Here is a 20,823-nt window from a genome sequence, read left to right on the forward strand (position 1 = left end):
GACATAACTCATGCTCATCGCGAGCGCAAAAATCTCAAGGGCAAAATAGCTAGACTTTAGATGCACCCTATCTTACCGAGAAAAACTACGACTTTGTGAAGAGGTAAACGGATTGTCATACAATTAAAATTGGTGAGCGATTCGTAATTGATTTATGGTTGTGTAGTTAATGCTGGTCTTTTCTAGAACATCTGTCATATTAAGCAATCGAGATTCTTGTTCTTCTCAGGAGCAATTGTTTTGAGCAGAGTAACTTTGGAGAATATGGAAAAATTCTTCGATTTTATTTCAGGCATCTGCTATATTGCGAAGGAGAATGGGATTATACCTGAGAATTTTGCGCTAGAGAGATGGGCAATCGCATCTGTATAATCCGCTTATACCGACTTTATACCGATTGAGAGGCTGAAATTGACTATGAATGCTGACTTGCTTGACGCGATCGCCAATTCCGAAGCTTGGTGCGCCCGTAAGCAACATCGGTTACATAATTTCTCAAGTAAGAAACATCTCGCTCTCTCAAGAAACATGACATGCAAATGACTCATTAGCTTTGGTTGACAATGCTAAGTTTTCCCATGCTAGGTTGGATTGCGCCACACTAGCTTGTAAGTGCCGAAAAGTGACGGCAGCAGGCGTAAAGGCTCTCGCTAGAGCGTAATGTTAATTGTTAATTTGGTCATGGGCTTAGATGATATCAGATCGTTTGCCAAAACAAGATAACTCTGTAGCTACACCTGCACGTATTGACTGCGTTGGTATGGGGTGGTTTCCGCACGCGCCAGGAGGACTAGACCGCTACGTATACGAACTAACGCATCATCTAGCTGCGGCAGGCGATCGCGTTACCCTATATGGTCTGGGTTTGCCAATACTAGATAACTCAGCAGTAGAGTTAGTCAATTTAGCTGCACCCGACCGTCCCCTCTGGCAGCGATTATGGTCAACTCGTTGTAACTTTGCCGAGCGGCAATTGCAGCAGCCAGACGCAATTAACCTGAATTTTGCTCTGTACAGTTTGCCGTTATTGCAGAGTTTACCGAAGGGCGTACCAATAACCTTCACTTTCCACGGTCCTTGGGCATTAGAAAGCGCTCAGGAAGGCGGCGGTCAACTGAGCGTGTTGCTAAAACAGCACTTGGTAGAAAAAACGGTTTATCGTCGTTGCGATCGCTTTATCGTTCTCAGCCGTGCCTTTGGCGAGATTTTGCATCAAACATATCAAGTTCCGTGGCACAAAATTAATGTCATTCCAGGTGGGGTTGACTTACAACGCTTCCAGCCCAACTTATCGCGGCAACAAGCTCGGACTCATTTAAACTTTCCTTCAGACCGATTGATTCTATTCGCGCCCCGTCGCTTAGTTCACCGCATGGGTTTAGACAAGTTACTGCAAGCCCTGGCACAAATTAAGCCAAAAATTCCTGATGTCTGGTTGGCTATAGCTGGTAAAGGACCGCTCAAACCAGTTTTAGAACAACAAGTGGCAGAGATGGAACTGCAAGAACACGTAAAATTTCTAGGTTTTTTACCAGACGAGCAATTACCGATCGCTTACCAAGCAGCAGATCTTTGTGTCATGCCCAGCCAATCATTGGAAGGTTTTGGTTTAACAGTTTTAGAATCTCTTGCTTGCGGTACTCCCGTGTTATGCACTCCTATAGGCGGAATGCCAGAAATTTTAGCTCCCTTTTCACCAGAATTAATTGCTGATACAAGCGAGGCAACTGCGATCGCTCGGAGATTGGCAGAATTACTGACCGATCCAAGTTCGTTACCTTCTAGAGATGCTTGTCGGCAATATGCTGCAACTCATTTTGATTGGCAGAAGATCGTATTACAAGTGCGCCAAGTCTTGTTAAGATAATGTGCCAATTATTCAACCTCAAATTTTTAAGTCCTGTTCTAGGAAAGTTAGTCCTTGCTAATCGAAAGGATTAGTGGTACTGCGTAGGCTTTATATATTTTTTATAAAAGTTTTATATAGTTCGAGTATTGACTGTAAAGAAACAGTGAAAGCTGGCTAATATCGTGGTTGTTTTAGGGGATTTTGCATAACATAAGTATAAATTTGCTCAATCATTTCCGAAATCACGTAAGTCCAACTTGTCATCTTTATTTAAGACATACAAATCTAAAACTTTTTAATTGCCATTTTACACAAGTTGAGGTCATACTCTTGAAAATACTTGGACGGATTGATTTGTAAGTCAGTTCACCTGTAAGCAAATAAATATCTCTATTAGAGATGCCAATTTGCATTTAATTCTGGACTCATCCCTGCTTGGGGAATTGAAACACCATAGCCGTTACATGTCAACATCTAAAGCTGGAACTATGCCTAATAGCTCTACTATCGAGCGAGAGCGCCAAGCTAATCAAATTTTGCGCTACAAACTGAGGTGGCGACAACAATATCTAGTTGTCAATTTAGCATCAACAACAAGAAAAATGTATCATTCCGTGCTTGACAGTCAGGCATGGTTGGTAGATCGTTTAAAGCTGTCATCGTTAAAGGGAGTTTGCCTCGATCCTGCACTTGGGGAGGCAGAGATCGAACTATGGGCTGAGGCGTGCGCTCAGGCAAACAAAACAGCATTTGTGCGCTTACCAGCTCAACTGAAAAGAGCCAAGCAACGCAATGTGTTTGGTGGAAAATTGCAGGAGTTCCTCAACCGAGCGATCGCGGCTCTGTTAATTTTATTGCTCAGTCCCGTGCTACTCGCATTGCTTTGTATATCCTGCTGGCGATCGCCAAACCCATTCACCTGCGATCGGCAGTGGTACGTGAGCCAGCAAGGTAAGCTATTCAGACTATACAAATTTCAATTAATCGCAACAGCCAATTCTAAACGACGAGACAACGATGCACAGCACGAGTCAAAAAATCTGCTGGAGCGTTACGGACGCTCTCAACTCGAAGATTTGGATCGATGGCTGCGTAGATATCATTTCGATAGACTGCCGAAGCTATTCAATGCTTTGCGAGGAGAGATCGGGATTGTCGAACGACGCGATCTGACTCTGGAGCAGGTAGTAAGGCTAAGTTTAGACAAAAAACCACTTGACAAAAAGCCGCTTTTAGAAACGCGACACCAAGAACCACAGTCCGAACGCAGCATAGAAAAATTGCACTCGGTGTGAGTAAAGTACCAGCACTAAGCACCAATAGTTGTTTGTTTAGCAGTTTTTGATTTGGCAATTTTTGATTGAGGTGTTGTCAGAAAATACATAACTGAATTTTCAGTTCATCTACAATTTCGATCTGTTAGCTACTAGCTAGCAGCTAGCGCAGTTAGAAAACTAAACTCCAATAGCAACATGAGAATAGATACATTCAGATGGATTGAACCAGCTAGGATGGGAAAATCCTATTCTGAGCTGCAATACCGATCGCTTCAACAGCAAGCCATAAACCCAGATCGAGTATCGAGTACCGATGGTTTGGAGTTTGGTAAATGAAAGCAATCAGAAGTCGAGTTCAGTGGGTTTTGAACGGACGAAGCTCTACTGCTGCAACTTTGCAGACAGTCATGGCAAGGATACTCGTGCTAGCCGCCAACATGGGGACTGGAATCATTACATCTAGAGCCTTGGAGCCGCAAGGAAGAGGTGAATATAATGCGATCGCCCTTTGGCCCCAGTTTTTAGCTTACCTCTTAATGTTGGGTTTACCAGCTGCCATACAATACAACTTCAAGCGTCATCCAGAGAAAGAATCGGAACTTTTTTCAGCAGCTCTTGGATTGAGCGCGGTACTGGGTCTATTTGCCATGACGATCGGCATCGTATTCATGCCACGGTTTCTTCCACAGTACTCGGCAGATGTGATTCGCTTTGCCCAATGGTACATGATTTTAGCTCCGATCGTCCTTTTGACAGAAATTTTTTTCTCAATCCTAGAAGCAAACCAAAAGTTTACCGTTGTCAATCAACTTCGTTCCCTACAACCGTTATTTACTCTAGCTATTTTGGGCGTGTTGGCATCGACCGCGCAGCTAAGTCCTTTGACTGCCGCTCTAGCCTACAGCGTACCTGGATTGCCTCTGTTTTTCTGGATGTGGAGATATTTATGGCAGCGCTTTCGCCCCCGTTGGAAAGGGTTAGGCAGTGCCTATCGATTGTTAGTCGGTTACGGCATTCGTGCTTATGGCATGAACTTACTAGGAACTCTAGCTGAGAAGATCGATCAAGCATTAGTGGTGACTATGCTATCTCCTGCTTCGATGGGTCTGTATACGCTAGCTTTGAGTGTCTCTCGAATGCTTGGTTTATTCCACAGTTCGACGATTACCGTCTTGCTACCCAAAATTGCCGCACGTCCGATTGAAGAGGTAGTGGCTTTAACTGGACGAGCAGTCCGTGTCAGTACGGCTGTCACTGTAGTCGTTGCCCTAGCGGTTTCAATCCCAATTCCTTTTTTGATTCAATTGCTTTATGGTGACAAATTTGTCGAGGCTGTTGGTGTTTTTCGCATTCTCAGCGCAGAGATTGCGATTGGAGGCGCAGCTTGGGTTTTGGCTCAGGCTTTTATGGCTGTAGGTAGACCGGGAGCGCTAACGGTTGTAGAAGCAATCAGCGTGTTGGTGACTGTACCCCTTTTGTTAATACTCATTCCCATCTACGGATTAGAAGGTGCGGGCTGGTCATTGTTAATTTCGACTGTCTTTCGCCTAGTTTGCTTGCTTGCTGGCTACCCACTACTCTTGAAAGTACGTCCTCCTGGTTTGATTGCGACTAGAAAAGATATAGATTTTTTACGGCAGGTATTTTTACATCAGTGAGGATGGCTCAAATCATTCCCGCGATCGCGACCGATTATAAGGTATAAATTATGCTTAGTAAAAGACCCTCGACAAGAGATAAGTTGCATAACTGGAGGCATCTGAATGCAATCGACCAATTTTAGTGGCAAAGTCTATTTTTATTGCATTCCACCGGATACTCCTGAAAAAACAGGCTATCCCCACACGATGATTTGCTTGGGTGATGGATTAAAAGCTTTAGGAATAGATGCTTATGCCAATGTCAACTATTGGCGGCTAGCTCCAGATACAGAAGAGTACTTGTTTCGCCACGACCCTGAAATTACACCAGATGACTGCTCGATTGTTGTCCTCAATCAAGACTGGTTTCGAGTGGCAAATAAGCCTTTTCCACAACATTTATTTCATCCCAATCGAAAATATATTACTGTCTATCTAGACAGCGATGATGGTAGTAAAACGCACGCTTACAACCCTGAGTTTCGCCAATTTGATTTTATTTTTAAAGTTTGTTGTAATCGTTACTTCAAATATCCCGACAATGTTCGCCCTTGGGCGCAGGGAATATCCAGCCGGATGTTGAGAGAATTAGAAAACATTCCACCGATCCAGGCAAGAAAAAGACAATTGCTAGTTAATTTTAGAGAACCGCATAAAATCAAGCACTCTGTCAGGCGAATAGTTCGTAAAGAACTGCTGCCTCAAATCGATGCAGCTCTACCAGTTAATAATGTCATTGAAGGTCTGGATAACTTTTCTACAGAGCCTTATCACTACATGCATTGGTCGCAAACAGGCAGAAGACATTCGCCAGGTTATTTTCAAAGTTTAAAAGATTACGCTGCTTGCGCCTGTTTTGGTGGCTTTTTTGTCACTCCTGTACCTCGCGATCCTGCTACGGCAACAAGTCGTTTGCTCAAAAAAATTCTCAGCAAATTGGAGTGGAAATCAAATCGAATTACAGATTGGGATAACTGGCGTTACTGGGAGTCCCTTGCAGCAGGATGTGTCAGCGTGCGCGAGGATTTTGACAAGTACGGTTTTATTATCCCGGTAATGCCAGAAAACTGGCGACACTACATTGGGATCGATTTGAGCAATATCAAACTAGCTGTGGATAGAATAGCCAGCGAACCAGAAATTCTAGAAAAGATATCTATTGAAGGCAGACAGTGGGCGCTAGAAAATTACAGCCCCGTACCTACAACGTTACGCTTTCTGAATACAGTCAGCGAGAAATTATAATAATTAATAACCAGCTATGTCTACCAATATAACAGCGCCAGAATCGTTAGTTAGTGTTATTATTCCTACCTACAACCGCCCAGAATATTTAAGAAAAGCGATCGCGAGTGCGGTAAGCCAAACATATCGGAACATCGAAGTAATTGTATCTGACGATTGCAGTCCTGAAAATCCTCAAGCAATTATTGACGAGTTTCAAGATCCCCGGATTCGGTTACGTCGCAATCCACAGAACTTAGGCATTGCATTAAATGTCACGAGTGCATTTAAAGAAGCAAAAGGCAAGTATGTTGCGAGTTTAAATGATGACGATCTGTGGAATGAAGATTATTTAGCAAAACTCGTACCGTATCTCGATGCTAATCCAGAATTAGTTGTCGCTTTTTGCGATCATTACGTGATTGACTCAGAGGATAAAATCGATTATCTAAAAACTGAGGAAAATACGCGGTATTGGCAGCGATCGCGGCTGAAAGAAGGAATTTATCAACCTTTTTACGAGTTGAGTGTGGTCGATCAGTCCGTATTCATCGCCCTAGCAACTGTCATCCGTAGAGATGCGATCGATTGGGATAGCATCCCGCTGGAAGTGGGATTGTTTTGGGATCTCTACTTGGCATATCTTGCTTGTCGATCTGGTAAGGGTGCTTACTACTATCCCGAAAGATTGACGCGCTACCGCATTCACCCCCAATCAGAGACGCAAATCAGCGGCAAAAAAAACGTGCAGGCGAAGATTCGCACGGGTAAAGCAGGAATCTTTTGTTACGAGCAATTCATAGCAGACGAGCGTTTACAACATTTTCGCCCGTATTTTAGAGCCAAACTAGCACAATCTCACACGACTTTGGGAATTGGTCTGATGCGGTCTGGACAAATTGCGGCAGCACGCCCCCATTTCTGGAAAGCAATCCAATACCAACTCAACTTGCGTACTGTAGCTGCACTGACCCTGAGCTTTACGCCTGGGTCAATCGTCAAGCTATTAAAAGTTTAATCTGGTGAGTCGTGGAGTTAGCAAGTCATGATGATTTCTGTTTTGATACCTACTTATCGCCGTTCGCAAGACTTGGCACGCTGTTTAGTGGCTTTACAACAGCAAGCTCGACCGGCGGATGAGGTGCTGGTGGTCGTCCGCGATAGCGATACGGAAACTTGGCAACTACTAGCAGGATTAGACCCTCATGCTTTACCATTGCGCACTGTTAAGGTGAGCGTCCCGGGGGTAGTAGCAGCCATGAATGCAGGCGTTGATGTAGCAAAAGGAGAGATTATTGCCATTACCGATGACGATGCCGCACCTCATGCCGATTGGTTGGAGCGGATAGAAGCTCACTATTTAGCAGATGAGAAAGTGGGTGGTGTTGGCGGACGCGATCGAATGCACTACGGGGTGCAGCTCGTCGAAGGTCAATCCCACATAGTCGGTCGATTGCAATGGTTTGGACGGGCGATTGGCAACCACCATCTTGGTGTGGGAAATGCCCGTGAAGTTGACATACTTAAAGGGGTAAACTCCAGTTATCGGCGTTCGGCGATCGCTCATATCCGCTTTGACGAGCGGATGCGGGGTACGGGGGCGCAGGTACATCACGAATTGATGTTGTGTCTAACTCTAAAACGGGCTGGCTGGAAGCTGATTTACGATCCCGCAATTGTCGTCGATCACTACCTCGGGCAGCGGTTTGATGAAGATCGGCGCAACCAGTTTAATGCAATTGCTTTCAGCAACATGACATATAATGAAACCTTATCTTTGCTGGAACACTTAAGCCCTATCCGGCGAATAGCCTTCGCGATCTGGGCGCTTTTAGTAGGAACGCGAGATGCCTGGGGTTTAGTACAGTTATTGCGGTTCTTGCCGAGTCAAGGAAAATTGGCGTGGCAAAAGTGGCTTGCCTCCATGCACGGGCGCTGGCAAGCTTGGTTAACTTGGAGCAATCGCGATCGCTCCTCAGAGGTATGGGCGCAGCATTTGTAATTCGGAATTCGGAAGCGCGGAATTCGGAATTATCGATTGAGAAATCTGCCTTGGTTTAAATGCTGTCATCATGGAGATGCTACTAGGTGAACTCTAAGCAAACACTTTCAACTCCTGCTTTTGGATTGCAACCAGCGCCAGCTTGGATGGCAATTATCGGATTTGTATTGATTACAGCACTGTGCTTAGTTGCTGCTAGCGGGATCGCGCGCTATGCTGTCCCACTGAGCGCTTTTGTTGTGGGTGCGTTTCTCTATTTTCGCTATCCTGTCTTTTACGTCAGCTTTACTTGGTGGATTTGGTTTCTTACGCCGTTGCTTGCCCGCATTGTCGATTTTAAGAGCGGCTGGGATGCGCAGCGTTTGATGTTGGTAACGCCTTTTCTCGTCTCGCTGTTGAGCGGGATTACTCTCATCCGCTATTTACCTAAAGCATATCGTCAAGGCGGCTTACCCTTGATCTTGGCTTTTGTCGCCGTACTCTATGGTTTTCTAATCGGATTGGTGAAAAATTCGCCTATGGCAGCAACGCGAGCGAGCCTGGACTGGTTCACACCAATTCTGTTTGGCTTCCATCTATTTATCAATTGGCGAGATTATCCCAAACTCAGTAAGACAATTCAGCAAACTTTCCTTTGGGGCGTGCTAGTTTCCGGTGTCTATGGTGTCGTGCAATACTTAGTTGCACCAATGTGGGATCGGTTCTGGATTATTGAAACAGAATTGGTGACAAATGGCAGACCAGAACCACTTGGCATTCGCGTGTTTAGTACCATGCATTCGCCCTTTCCTTTTGCCGTGGCAATGATGGCGGGTCTGGTGTTGTTATTTAACACGAAAGGAACTTTGCGTATCCCTGCTTCTGTAGGGGGGTATTTGGCTTTTCTGCTATCGGCAGTCAGAGCGGCATGGGGCGGGTGGCTAGTGGCACTTATCACCTTGCTGACTTCTATGAAAGCACGCCTACAGCGACGATTAATTATTTCCATCTTAGTGATGTCTGTGTGCGTGATCCCATTGGCAACGATCGAGCCTTTCTCAGAAGTCATTAATACTCGCTTGCAGTCCTTTTCAGAGATTCAAAAAGATACCAGTGCTAACGATCGCGCTGCTACCTACGAGCAACAGCTCAATCTTGCCCTATCTGATTTTCTGGGTCAAGGGTTGGGAGGGATGTACGCCACTAACAGTGAAGGTCAGTTAGAACAAGTTATCCTCGACAGTGGTGTTCTCGATTTGTTCTTCACCCTGGGTTGGTTTGGTGCGATCCCCTACTTGGGGGGCATCGTTCTCATTATCTATACGCTGCTGCAAAATTCCGAACTGCGGCTGGACTCTTTTGCTAGTGCTGCCCGTGCCATTAGTATTGGCGTTCTAGTTCAAATGCCACTGGGAAATACCATAGTTTCGCTCGCGGGTATGGTTTTTTGGTGCTTTGTGGCTATGTGTTTGGCAGCACGTAACTACTACCAGCAACAGAAGTGGTTGCAGTCAACGAATATGGCAGGGAGCAGGGAGCAGTGAACAGTTATCAGTGAACAGTTATCAGTGAACAGTGAACAGTTATCAGTGACCTGTTACCAGCGATTGGCGATTAGCGATCGATTAATTCGGAATTCCGCGTTTGCGAATTCCGAATTTTCCCCACACACCCCACTCCCATTCTTCACTGATAACTGATAACTGATAACTGTCAACTATCTTCACGCATGGCAAGTTCGTCATAGACTGCTAGGGTTTCTTGATGAACTCTAGTCGCCGTCAGACGTTCTATATTCTGTCGTGCTTTGTCTTTCCAAGCGTGGAGAATTGGCGGCTCGTTCAGTAATTGAGTCAGAGCAGCTGCTAAAGCATGACTATCTGCTACTGGGACTAAGATGCCTGCCTTCCCACCGTCCAAAGCTTCAGGAATGCCATCGACGTGAGTGGCAACAATAGCACATCCTGCTTCCCGCGCTTCTGGAATCACCAAAGGAGAGGGATCGCGGTGGGAAGCCAATACGAAAATGTCAGCAGCCATTAAATAGCGTTGCGGTTGTGGTTGAAACCGCTCGAAGTGGATGCGATCGCTCACAGGCGTGTTCCGTGCTTGAACTTCAAATAGTTCGCGATCGGGACCATCCCCAACTAAGTAAAGATGAGCTGTAGGAAAATCAACAGCAATTTGGGCAAAGGCAGCAATTAACTCTGCAATCCCCTTGCGTTTGTACATTCCCGCCACAGTTACGATCGCTGGGTGTTTTAGAGTTACGGGGACGCACTCTTTGAGTTGGCAAGTCCGAGGGCTACCTAGCGTACCGTTGGATATCACCCGCAGTTTTTGCTCTGGAATCCCACGCCGTACCATAGAGTCTGCCACAGCCTTGCTGACTGCAATGACGCGATCTGCCAAACCCATCAAAACGGCACTACGCTGAAATTCGTTATGCACCGTCGATACGAGAGCGTATTTCGACTGAAATCTCAAAGTACTTGCTAAGACAACTCCCGTCATCATATGGGCATGAACGATGTCGGGGTCAAACTCTTTGACAATGGCTCGATAACCTCTAGCAGCTTCGATCAACTCGATAGGTTTTCTCGTCTGGTCTAGTTTGAAGTGCTTGACACCATGTTGCATGAGTAACTTCTCATAGCCTCCCCCAGCAGAAGCTACACCCACTTTGCAACCAGCCTGTGCTTGCAGACACGCTAAGTCTACTGCTACGTTAACTATGCCGTTACCAGCTTCTAGCACGTGATTCAAAATATGCAGTACGTGCATTTATATCCCTACAATTCCTACAATGTCAGATAAGTTATGAATGCGTGCCATATGCACGAACGAGCTTGAAACAGTGAAGGTTATTGATGCATAAACCAGAAGCAAATAAATCCTTCCCCATAGTAGCTGCGATTTGACTGGTTTTTGAGTATTTGCTGGGGCGAGCTTAGGACGTGCGGAGAGTCACATCATCCCACTTCACGTAATCTCCTTTTTTTCCAGTTCCCGTGGTTCCTAACTCTACGACTGCCCAGTCTCTGGAGATGGGTAAGGTGATTTCTAAATATTCCCAACCATTTTTCTTGGTGGCAGTTTTTGACATCTCTGCATCTCCGTCGCGATCGTCATAGCCGAGAATTTTGAGCGTTGCCTTGGCATTGCCGTGGACATATGCCCAAGCACCGATCGCCACATTTTTGCCTGGTGGCAGCTGACCGGCAACTCGTCGGATTCGGACTGGCGTACCCGCTGCGGTACCATCTAATTTGACGTAACCCCTACCTTGATGCGCTCCACGGGCATCGTTACGCACAAAAGTTACGTAAGGCAAAGGTCCCATATCGCCGATGTCGCCAGCACCGAAATGTACCCACTCAGTTTCAGGATTGTTAGCCGACTCAAAACCTTTGTTGGCAAGCGGTTGATTCAGACGCATACTTTTGATTCTCTGATACGTCGTGGTGGGCTTAAAGTTTGGGGCGATCGCCCACTCATCATGACCGTCAAGATCGAATAGTATGGCGTTGTCATAACCGAATCTTTTGAGCTGTTGCCCGAAGATGGCAAACCACCGACGACGACAGTTTTCTTTTTGAGCCGCCGAACCAGGACACCAGCTTGAAATGACTCCGGCTTCGCTGATGGCAAGCGGTTTTCTGATGCCGCGTGCTTCTAGCGATCGCCAAGGATGCCCGAAACGATTGTCGGCAATTTGTCCGCCATAGGCATGTAAACCAATGTAATCGCTCACCTGATCGATGCCGCGATCGAGCATTTCATCTAGGATATGGGATTCAATTCCTGAAATTGGGGGTGATTCGATCTTAATTCTCGGGTCAATGGCTCTAGCAGCTTTAAAGGCAATCTGAGTCATGTCTACGCACTCTTGCGCTGACATCTTGCCATTGCCGTAGTCTAATTCTGGTTCATTGTCAATAATATAATAAAAAATTTTACCTTGGTAATGTGTCATGACATTGCGAACGAAATAATTGAAGTTCGCCTGCCATTGCTCGTAGTTACTGTCGCGCTCGACTCCCAATCGAGGAGATACAACTGTATGAATTTTCAGCCCTGCATCGAGATACTGCTGCACGGCGATATCTCTGGCAAACCAATCGAAGGACGAGCCTTCTGTCTTACCGCCAACACCATCCATGCCCATACGAACTAAGCCTAAGCCTAGATCCTTCGTATGTTTAATCGATCGCGCCACATATGCTGGATCGGTGTTATAGCCAGTACCGTTATTAATTCCCAGATATGGACCGCTGGGAGTAGCTCTGATACTAGCGCTGGGCGATCGCGCTGGAGGTTTATTAGATGTGACAGAGAATAAATTTGGGATTAGATAAATAGAAATTAAACTAAAAATAATTAACCCAGTAATGACACTCAATAAAAGCTTAAATCCCAAGCGATGACGAGCAGGTTGTTTAGACTTAGTCGAATTTTTTTTAGATCTCTTCAACATTTCGATTAGTGTCGCGCTATTATGCAATCGATTTGAGATTTTTGTTTGCTGTCACGATAACATCATAAATAATAACTTACCCGTGAAAAGGCGATCGCCTTTTCCACGGGTAAGCTGAGAAAATCTAGGTTAAGCTAGGGCGCACGTCTGCAACTAGAGGACGCGAACGCTCACGTCATCCCACTTCACAGAGTCGCCTGCTCTGCCAGTCCCCGACGTTCCCAGTTCGACCACTGCCCAATATCTGGAGATAGGAACGGTAATTTCTAAATACTCCCAACCGTTTTTCTGAGTTGAAGTCTTCGAGATCTCGGCATCACCATTTCTAAAGTCATACCCCAGAGCTTTTAGCGTTGCTGAGGCTCCGCCACTGACATAGACCCAAGCACCAATCGCTACCTGTTTATTTTTTGGCATATCCCCCAGAATTCGACGGATTCTAATTGGCGTGCCCGATCCAGCGCGACCGCTCTCTAACTTGACATAGCCGTTACTCTTGTTACGCCCTTCTCCGTTGTTGTTACGGACGAATTGAATATGGGGTGAAGTCCCTTTGTAAATCCATTCATCGTTGTTGTCAGCGGGAGTCCATTCATTTTCAACGTTATTCGCCGATTCAAAGCCGCCATTCGAGAAAGTCTTATTTAGGCGTAAATCTTTAATTTGGTAATAAGCTTTCGTGGGGTTAAAGTCTGGAGCAACAGCCCAGCTATCGTGACCGTCAAGATCGAATAGGATGGCGTGGTCGTAACCAAATCTTTTGAGTTGTAGCCCGAACATGAGGAACCAGCGGCGGCGACAGTCTTCGGTTTCAAATTGGGAACCGTTGCAATATTCGTTAATCGATCCTGATTCGCTAATAGCAAGGGGTTTTCTGATGCCGCGCGCTTCCATGACTCGCCAAGGATGACCGAGACGATTCTCGGAAATCTGTCCGCCATAGGCGTGCAAGCCGATATAGTCGCTGACTTTATCAATACCGCGATCTAACATCTCGTTGAGCAGACCGGATTCAATTCCCATCACGGGTGGCGACTCAATTTTAATATTGGGATCGATGGATTTGGCTGTTTCGTAGGCAATCCGAGTCATGTCAACACATTCTTGAGCTGACATTTTACCGTTGCCATAGTCGAGGTCGGGTTCGTTATCAATAATGTAGTAAAAGATTTTGCCTTTGTAGCGCATCATGACGTTACGAGTAAAATAGCGAAAGTTTGCTTTCCACCGCTCGTAGTTACCGTCTCGATTGACGTGCATCCGCGCTGATAACACGGCGTGAATTTTGAGTCCGGCATTGCGATATTTATCGACAACCATATCTCTGCCTGACCAATGAAACCCTGCACCCTCCGTGTTACCCCAAACGCTGTCCATCCCCATACGGACGACTTCTAAGCCCAGGTTTTTGGTATGTTGGATGGAGCGATCGACGTATCCTGGGTCCATGTTGTAACCAGTGCCGTTATTCATGCCTAGAAAACTCGTCAAGGCTGTTGCTGGCAACGTGTAGAGGAGAGCCGAAGCAATTAATACTGAAACAATTGACTTAGACGATTTAGCTTGTCGTTCTGATAACTTTTTTGGAGCTATGTTTTGTAGTTTCTGGTAGAATTTCATTGTTTACCTCTAAATGGAATTAATGCAGAATTAATGCAGCACAAGTTGACGATCGCATCTCATCTGCTACTCAATGCGGTTTGAGTAGACGAGAAGTCAATCGTGCAAAAAGCTGCTTTATTGCTGGCGATCGCGCTGCAATATTGGCAAGCTAGAGGGAAGGGTTAGCTGGCTAAGGAAAGTGAAGCAGCGCTTTATGCAAATAGCTTTTCCAGTAGTTAAAGAAAGAACTATTTCAGTATGTTTATGCAATAGAGCAGTGTAGTGAAATGGAAAGAAATTAAGTCATTACACTTGAACTTGGTAATGAAGTTTCTGAAAAAAGCAAGATGCTTTACAAGAGCTTTACATGACCAATCTACAACTAAAGTAGGCTTGCTCAGATGCGGATTCAAGAGGAATTTTACTGATTTACCTAATAGCCGAGATTTCCCCGATCGCCGTGTTTTCTTTAACTCTTATCGTAAAAATACTACTAGTGAAAACACTGTTAAATCGACGGATGCAGAGCATTTTTTTGAGCGATCTAACTAGAAATACAGCTATGACTATCTTGAAAATTTAAAATTATAAAAATAAAATTTTAATTCTATCTCTGTAAAAAGCTTAGTAAAATCTTGAAGAGATGCGATCGCTACTAACTTAATCGAGCGATCGCCTAATGTTTTAGTTCTTCACAATTTCGCCAAAATTTGCCAACATGCGAGCATGATTGCGAAGTAAACCGAGTAGATTCAAGCGATTGCGTCTAATTTCTGGATCGGCATCCATGACTAAAACGCTTTGTTCTCCGTCAAAGAAATTGCTGACAGTGGGAGCAATTTGAATTAAAGCATCTACTAATTGTTGATAGTTCCGCGAGTCTCTAGCAGCTTGGGTTTGCGGAACGAGTTGCAATAGTGCCTCATAGAAAGCTTGCTCGGACGATTTTTGAAAAAGTTTTGGTTTGACTAAATTTTCTGGCTGCAACTGCGTGAAATCTAAATCTCCTTGAGCCGCGAGACGAGTAGAACGGTTGACTGTTTCGTAGATTTTGTCTAAAGTGCCGTTATTACGAATCGACTGTAAGAAAAGAGCGCGATCGCGTACATCTAATAAGTCTTGTAATGCTCGTAATCTGTATTCAGCATCACTTTCTCCTAGTACAGCATTGACTAAATCGTAGTCGATACTTCGTTCTTCTTGTAATAGCGTGCGAATTCTTTGAATGAAAAATTCTTGTAGAGATGCGTTTAATGTCTCTATACTAGTTTTGGCATAAGTTTTAATAAAATCTCTTGCCGTTTGCTCTAATAATTGGTAGAGATTAATCGGTAAATTAGCCGACCAGGTAATAGAAACGATCGCATTTGCCGCACGGCGCAGCGCAAAGGGATCGGAGGAACCTGTAGGCAACATTCCCAAACCGAAAATGCTAACTATGGTATCAAGTCGATCGGCAATTCCGACAATTTGTCCCGCTAAAGATTCCGGTAGGCGATCGCCTGCATTTCGCGGTAAATAATGTTCAAAGATAGCTGTAGCTACGGTTTCCGATTCACCACTTGCAATAGCATATTTTTGTCCCATTACGCCTTGCAATTCTGGAAATTCAAATACCATTTGGGTAACTAAATCCGCTTTACACAAGCTAGCAGCGCGTTCGATTTGGTGGCGTTCTTGCTGGCTTAAGTGCAACTGTTCGTTAATTTGTTGCGCAATACTAATAATGCGTCCAACTTTGTCACCAACTGAGCCTAAATCTTCTTGAAATGTAACTTTTTCCAGTTGGAGTAAATAGCTTTCTAAAGGTTTTGCCAAGTCAGTTTTATAGAAAAATTGTCCGTCAGCTAACCTAGCGCGAATCACTCGTTCGTTACCTGCGGCAATAATATCTGATTTAGCAGGATCGCCATTGGAAATAGTAATGAAATTGGGTAGTAGAGGCGCACGGCTGTGCGCCCCTACCTGAAATACAGGAAAATAACGTTGGTGGCTTACCATTACCGTAGTAATGACTTCTGGAGGTAAGTTTAAAAATTCTGAATCGAATTTTCCGACTACAGCCGTAGACCACTCAACTAAATTGGTGACTTCTTGTAATAATTCGGGATAGATCGTAACACTACCATTGAGTTGTTGCGCGATCGCCTTGACTTGTTCTTGAATTTTTGCTTTGCGTTGTTCGACATCAACATCAACAAAAGCAGAACGCAAGCAAGAGACATAATCAGTGGCTTGAGGAATGGATATTGATTCTGGATGTAAAACGCGGTGTCCCCACGAAATGCGATCGCTTTTAACGATCTCGGAACTATTTTCAATTTGAATTGGTAAGACTTCTGTATCTAATAAAGCAACTAACCACACAATCGGACGGGAAAACTTTAAATCGCCGTCTCCCCAACGCATAAACCGCTTCCCTTCTAACCCAAATATCCACTCAGGTACGAGTTGAGTCAAGATTTCTGCGACAGGACGACCTGGATAAGAGACGCGGACAAAAACAAACTCGCCTTTATCCGTAGGACGAATTTCTAAAGCATCTAATTCTACCCCTTGTTTTTTGGCAAAGCCTTCAGCGGCTTTAGTTGGTTTTCCGTCTTTGAATGCAGCTTGCGCGGGGGGTCCTTTAATTTCCTCGTCTCGGTCGGGTTGTTGTGCTGGTAGACCTTTAATTAATAGGGCGAGGCGGCGGGGAGTACCGTAGATTTCGATCGCTTCTGCCGTAAGATTGTTATCGCCCAGACTTTGGGGAATACGCGATCGCCATTGCGCGATCGCGCTATCGACAAAACTGGCTGGGAGTTCTTCTGTTCCGACTTCTAATAGAAAATTAGGCATAGCACCCTAAATTGAGCGAGGCTTCATAAAAGACCTAGTTTCAACAGTTTACCGTGCCTGCAATCGTGTTGGGTATGTTGAGATAGAGATTCTGTAGCGATCTGGTGATGAACGATCGAGAACCGTTAGCATCTATAACAGATGATGAAAGGCGATCGCAATCGCGTCTTCACTTTTTGCCATGAACGAACCAATTGCACTTAATCTCAGCGCGGTGATTCAATTAACCGACGAACAATTTTACACCCTGGCTGTATCCCAGCCAGACCGCATCAAATTAGAAAGAAACTCTAATGGAGAAATTATCGTTTTGACACCGCATGGAGCAGAGACGAGCAATCGCAACGGAAGGCTGCTAGCCCAATTATTTGTATGGACGGACCAGAACGAAGATTTGGGGTTGGCATTTGACTCGGATACCCAATTCAAACTACCAAACGGCGCTAACCGCTCTCCTGATGCGGCGTGGGTGAGGCGAGAAGCTTGGGATGCGTTGTCGGATAAGGAGCGACAAGTATTCCCATCCCTATGTCCAGATTTTGTCGTTGAATTGCGTTCCCCTTCAGCTCGCCTCAAACCACTGCAAGACAAGATGCAAGAATATATGGACAATGGAGCTAGGTTGGGGTGGTTAATTAATAGACAGGATCGGCAAGTAGAAATCTATCGTGCGGGACAACCCAAACAAGTACTCAACTTTCCACAAAATTTGTCTGGAGAAGATGTATTGCCAGGATTTGTCTTGGACTTGACCAAGATCTGGTAGATATTTTGCTACCAATAAATCTACTAAAGAACGCTTTTCTTGTGCCTCAGTAAGGGCATGGTTGGCTTTAACTAAAAGAACACAAACATTGCCAGCTTTACCCCTTTGCACCGTTGAAACGCTTTATCACTGCTTCTATTTTGACCGCGATCGCTTTTGCTTCTAACACTTTGCCTGCTTGTGCTGAAATTTTTAGATTGGACATGAATGAAGAAATTCCATATGGTGTAGTAACCTATGCATCGATGGATACAGTAAAGAAAGATGCGTACGTTGAAATTCAGTGGCACGATGGAAACAAGATTAGCTTTGAGTTTAACTGTCTTCCTAATCGCGATCGCAGTATTAACAATGGCAGCAGTACTAGGTTTACGTTGGCGGAACGCAAGTATTTAGCTGATTTTGAGGAAGGATTTTGCCGCGGAATGAGCAAATAAGTGAGTAATTATGACAGGCATAGACTCTAGTATCAAGTCCGAAGTATTAAGTAAGTTCAAAATCAACATTCATATATTTAGCTTGATAAGTTATGAAACAAGGACTATTTGTATCGTTACAAATAGTCCTTGTTGTTAAAATACCCAAACTGAAATCTTGCACCCGCTACAATATGCGCTTGCGAATCTAATTCACAGGCTAATAGCAAAAAACCATTGAAATGGGTTAAATTTTGTCTGCTAGTCCACTTTAGTAGACTTCGGCTATGAGCCTTGAACTTAAGTTCAAGGCAAGTCTGGATACTCGTCATAAATCGGCACTAAAAAATACCAAAAATCCTTCCGCTGAAACCCAACGAAAGGATTATAACTAGGCTAAAAAAGGAGATGTAGATTAAGCACCGACAGATTCTTTGGCAGCGTACATCACTTCTACAGTGATTTCGGTAAAATTGCGATCGCGGGCAAATTTTTCTGTATTTCGCTTGACTTTACCGCGCACGAAGCCAGGAATTTTATTCAGTTCTGCTTGAGCATCTCTCGTCCAAGCTAAATCGGTATCGGCAGATATTCCCTTGGTAATGACTTCCTTGGTGTCGTGTCCGCCAAAGATTTCTAACAGGTGATCTTCCATACCCAAGGTAAACGAATTATACACCAAATCGGCAATTTGATTCGTGCCTTCGTAACCCATAAAAGGCTTGTAGCCAATGGGAAAGTTTTGAATGTGGATTGGTGCAGCAATTACGCCGCAGGGGATATCTAAACGCTTACCGACGTGACGTTCCATCTGAGTCCCAAATATAGCAGAAGGTTCGACACGGGCGATCGCATCTCCAATTGCGCCGTGATCGTCTGTAATAATCACTTCATCGCAATATTCGCTTACCTGTTCGCGGAACCAGTCAGCATCATATTTGCAATAAGTTCCAGCCCAAACAACGTGAATCCCCATTTCCCGTGCAAGAATTTTGGTAATGGCGGCGGCGTGGGTGTTGTCGCCAAATACGACAGCTTTTTTACCCGTCAAGTTTTGGCAGTCAATCGAACGCGAGAACCAAGCGGCTTGAGATACGTAGAGAGTTTGGTTGTTAATGTACTCTTCGTAGTCAACACCAGCACCTTGAGCGTTAATAATCTGCTGGATTTTACGTAGACAACGAGCAGTCTCGACTACACCCATCGGTGTAATATCGACATAGGGTATGCCGAATTCTTGCTCTAAGTAATTTGCTGTCAGTAAGCCGAGTTCGCGATAGGGGACGAGATTAAACCACGCACGGGGTAAGTTTTTCAATTCGTGAACGGAAGCACCTTCAGGAATGACAGCATTTACCTCAATTCCTAAATCAGTCATCAACCGCTTCAACTCAGTGCAGTCGTGTTGGTTGTGAAAGCCGAGAGTAGAAACACCGATGATATTGACCGAAGGCTTTTCGGTTTTAGCTGTGGGTAGTTCGCCTCTTTTGCGTGCCTTTTCGATGTAGTAGCGGACAATTTGATCTAAAGTGCGATCGGCCGCTTGTAGTTCGTTGACGCGGTAGTGGTTGACATCCGCCAGTAGTACGTCAGCTTTTGCTTCTAACGATGCTCTCTCGACAAAGTTTTGCAGGTCTTCTTGTAAAATGCTAGAGGTACAGGTAGGAGTCAGTACGATTAGGTCTGGATGTTCTTCCGCATCCTTACGGGTAATATTATCTACTACCTTCTCCTGAGAACCACGGGCAAGAACGTGTCTATCGACAATGCTAGCTGTGACTGGGGTAAAATTTCTTTCTCGCTCCAACATCGATCGCATGACGTTGAAGTAGTCATCGCCTAGAGGCGCGTGCATGATTGCGTGGACGTTTTTAAACGAGCTGGCAACACGTAAGGTTCCAATGTGAGCTGGACCAGCATACATCCAGTAAGCCAATTTCATATCTACCGTATTCCCCTCTGCGAACTGCGAATTGTCGAATATTAAAGTCCGTTTGTTAGTTGATTGTCGCAAACATTGCGATCGCACCTGCTGCCTTACGCAACGATTCTTTATCTTTGGCTATATTCTGTAGTGTTCGGAATGCTTTCATAACCTACTTGTCCGTTGAAGCTATAATTTGCTTAGAGTAAGAGTTGTAATCATTAATATGTCAACGCTTGAAGATATTGAAGCCGCTATTCTCAAGCTGCCATCTGATGAGTTTTAACAGCTGTTACCTGTACTCATAGGACGCTCAGGAGTAGGCTGGCTATTTTTGTTTCATAGCGTGGTTTTGACAATAACAGGAATTCTTTCAACTTACATAGCATGGCAGCCAGAGAAAAGCATCGACTACGAACAGTATTTATATCCGTTAGATAGTAGCAATAAGAAGGAGGAAGATAGCTTTTAAGTATCTGCGCGCTCGAGTGCTGGTGAAATGGCAGAGATACTAAATGATATTTTGAAGCAAGCAGGTTTAAAATAATGCGGTATCTAATTATTATTGAGGAAACAACAACTGGTTATTCAGCATATTTACCCGATTTATCAGGGTGTATTTCTAATGGTGAAACCCGTGAAAAATTGGACAAAATATGCATGAAACAATAGAATTTCACTTAGAAGGACTTAAGTTTAGAAAGCTATGAAATTCCTCAACTGTCTGCTTCATCTGCTTATGTTAAAGTTATAGTTTCATAGGATTTACTTTGCTATGGCTAAGTTAGCGCTGTCAAACTGCAAGAAATATTATCAGCATATACAT

Annotated in this window: 14 protein-coding genes; 9 read left to right on the forward strand and 5 right to left on the reverse strand. The window is 44.6% G+C overall.

Annotated elements, in window-relative coordinates:
- Positions 1–691: 691 nt before the first annotated feature.
- From QH73_RS01255 to QH73_RS01285, 7 genes are all read left to right on the forward strand, one after another.
- Positions 692–1,867 (forward strand): glycosyltransferase family 4 protein, encoded by a 1,176-nt coding sequence (locus QH73_RS01255; protein ID WP_052289950.1) that lies wholly within the window; start codon positions 692–694, stop codon positions 1,865–1,867.
- A gap of 446 nt (positions 1,868–2,313) precedes the next feature.
- Positions 2,314–3,144, forward strand: coding sequence for a heterocyst development glycosyltransferase HepC (gene hepC, locus QH73_RS01260; RefSeq protein ID WP_132866470.1), 831 nt, complete (start codon positions 2,314–2,316; stop codon positions 3,142–3,144).
- Between the two features lie 314 nt (positions 3,145–3,458).
- Complete coding sequence (locus QH73_RS01265) at positions 3,459–4,784, forward strand: lipopolysaccharide biosynthesis protein (protein ID WP_039714924.1); 1,326 nt, start codon at positions 3,459–3,461, stop codon at positions 4,782–4,784.
- Between the two features lie 105 nt (positions 4,785–4,889).
- Complete coding sequence (locus QH73_RS01270; RefSeq protein WP_039714925.1) at positions 4,890–6,011, forward strand: hypothetical protein; 1,122 nt, start codon at positions 4,890–4,892, stop codon at positions 6,009–6,011.
- Between the two features lie 16 nt (positions 6,012–6,027).
- Complete coding sequence (locus QH73_RS01275; RefSeq protein ID WP_039714926.1) at positions 6,028–7,008, forward strand: glycosyltransferase family 2 protein; 981 nt, start codon at positions 6,028–6,030, stop codon at positions 7,006–7,008.
- Positions 7,009–7,035: 27 nt separating this feature from the next.
- Complete coding sequence (locus QH73_RS01280; RefSeq protein ID WP_039714927.1) at positions 7,036–7,992, forward strand: glycosyltransferase family 2 protein; 957 nt, start codon at positions 7,036–7,038, stop codon at positions 7,990–7,992.
- An 86-nt stretch (positions 7,993–8,078) separates the two neighbouring features.
- The gene (locus tag QH73_RS01285; RefSeq protein ID WP_039714928.1) at positions 8,079–9,515 is read left to right on the forward strand and encodes an O-antigen ligase family protein; all 1,437 of its coding nucleotides are present in this window, start codon (positions 8,079–8,081) and stop codon (positions 9,513–9,515) included.
- A 169-nt stretch (positions 9,516–9,684) separates the two neighbouring features.
- Here the strand turns inward: QH73_RS01285 and QH73_RS01290 are convergent, their stop codons facing one another.
- From QH73_RS01290 to glyS, 4 genes are all read right to left on the reverse strand, one after another.
- Positions 9,685–10,755: a glycosyltransferase family 4 protein gene (locus QH73_RS01290; protein WP_039714929.1), complete on the reverse strand. Its 1,071-nt coding sequence runs from the start codon at positions 10,753–10,755 to the stop codon at positions 9,685–9,687.
- A gap of 166 nt (positions 10,756–10,921) precedes the next feature.
- Entirely contained in the window at positions 10,922–12,448 is a 1,527-nt protein-coding gene (locus QH73_RS01295; protein WP_039714930.1) for a glycoside hydrolase family protein, read from the reverse strand.
- 153 nt (positions 12,449–12,601) lie between these two features.
- Positions 12,602–14,068 (reverse strand): glycoside hydrolase family protein, encoded by a 1,467-nt coding sequence (locus QH73_RS01300; protein ID WP_132866472.1) that lies wholly within the window; start codon positions 14,066–14,068, stop codon positions 12,602–12,604.
- A 666-nt stretch (positions 14,069–14,734) separates the two neighbouring features.
- Positions 14,735–16,891: a glycine--tRNA ligase subunit beta gene (gene glyS / locus QH73_RS01305; protein WP_039714932.1), complete on the reverse strand. Its 2,157-nt coding sequence runs from the start codon at positions 16,889–16,891 to the stop codon at positions 14,735–14,737.
- A gap of 181 nt (positions 16,892–17,072) precedes the next feature.
- On the opposite strand from glyS, the gene QH73_RS01310 reads away from it, so the two are divergent.
- The gene (locus QH73_RS01310) at positions 17,073–17,657 is read left to right on the forward strand and encodes a Uma2 family endonuclease (protein ID WP_039714933.1); all 585 of its coding nucleotides are present in this window, start codon (positions 17,073–17,075) and stop codon (positions 17,655–17,657) included.
- A gap of 113 nt (positions 17,658–17,770) precedes the next feature.
- Positions 17,771–18,094, forward strand: coding sequence for a hypothetical protein (locus QH73_RS01315; RefSeq protein ID WP_039714934.1), 324 nt, complete (start codon positions 17,771–17,773; stop codon positions 18,092–18,094).
- A 394-nt stretch (positions 18,095–18,488) separates the two neighbouring features.
- Here QH73_RS01315 and bchB read toward each other — a convergent pair whose 3' ends face one another.
- Positions 18,489–20,015, reverse strand: a complete 1,527-nt coding sequence (gene bchB, locus QH73_RS01320) for a ferredoxin:protochlorophyllide reductase (ATP-dependent) subunit B (protein WP_039714935.1) — start codon at positions 20,013–20,015, stop codon at positions 18,489–18,491.
- Positions 20,016–20,823: the final 808 nt, after the last annotated feature.

The organism is Scytonema millei VB511283, from assembly GCF_000817735.3.
Taxonomy (GTDB): Bacteria; Cyanobacteriota; Cyanobacteriia; order Cyanobacteriales; family Chroococcidiopsidaceae; genus Chroococcidiopsis; species Chroococcidiopsis millei_B.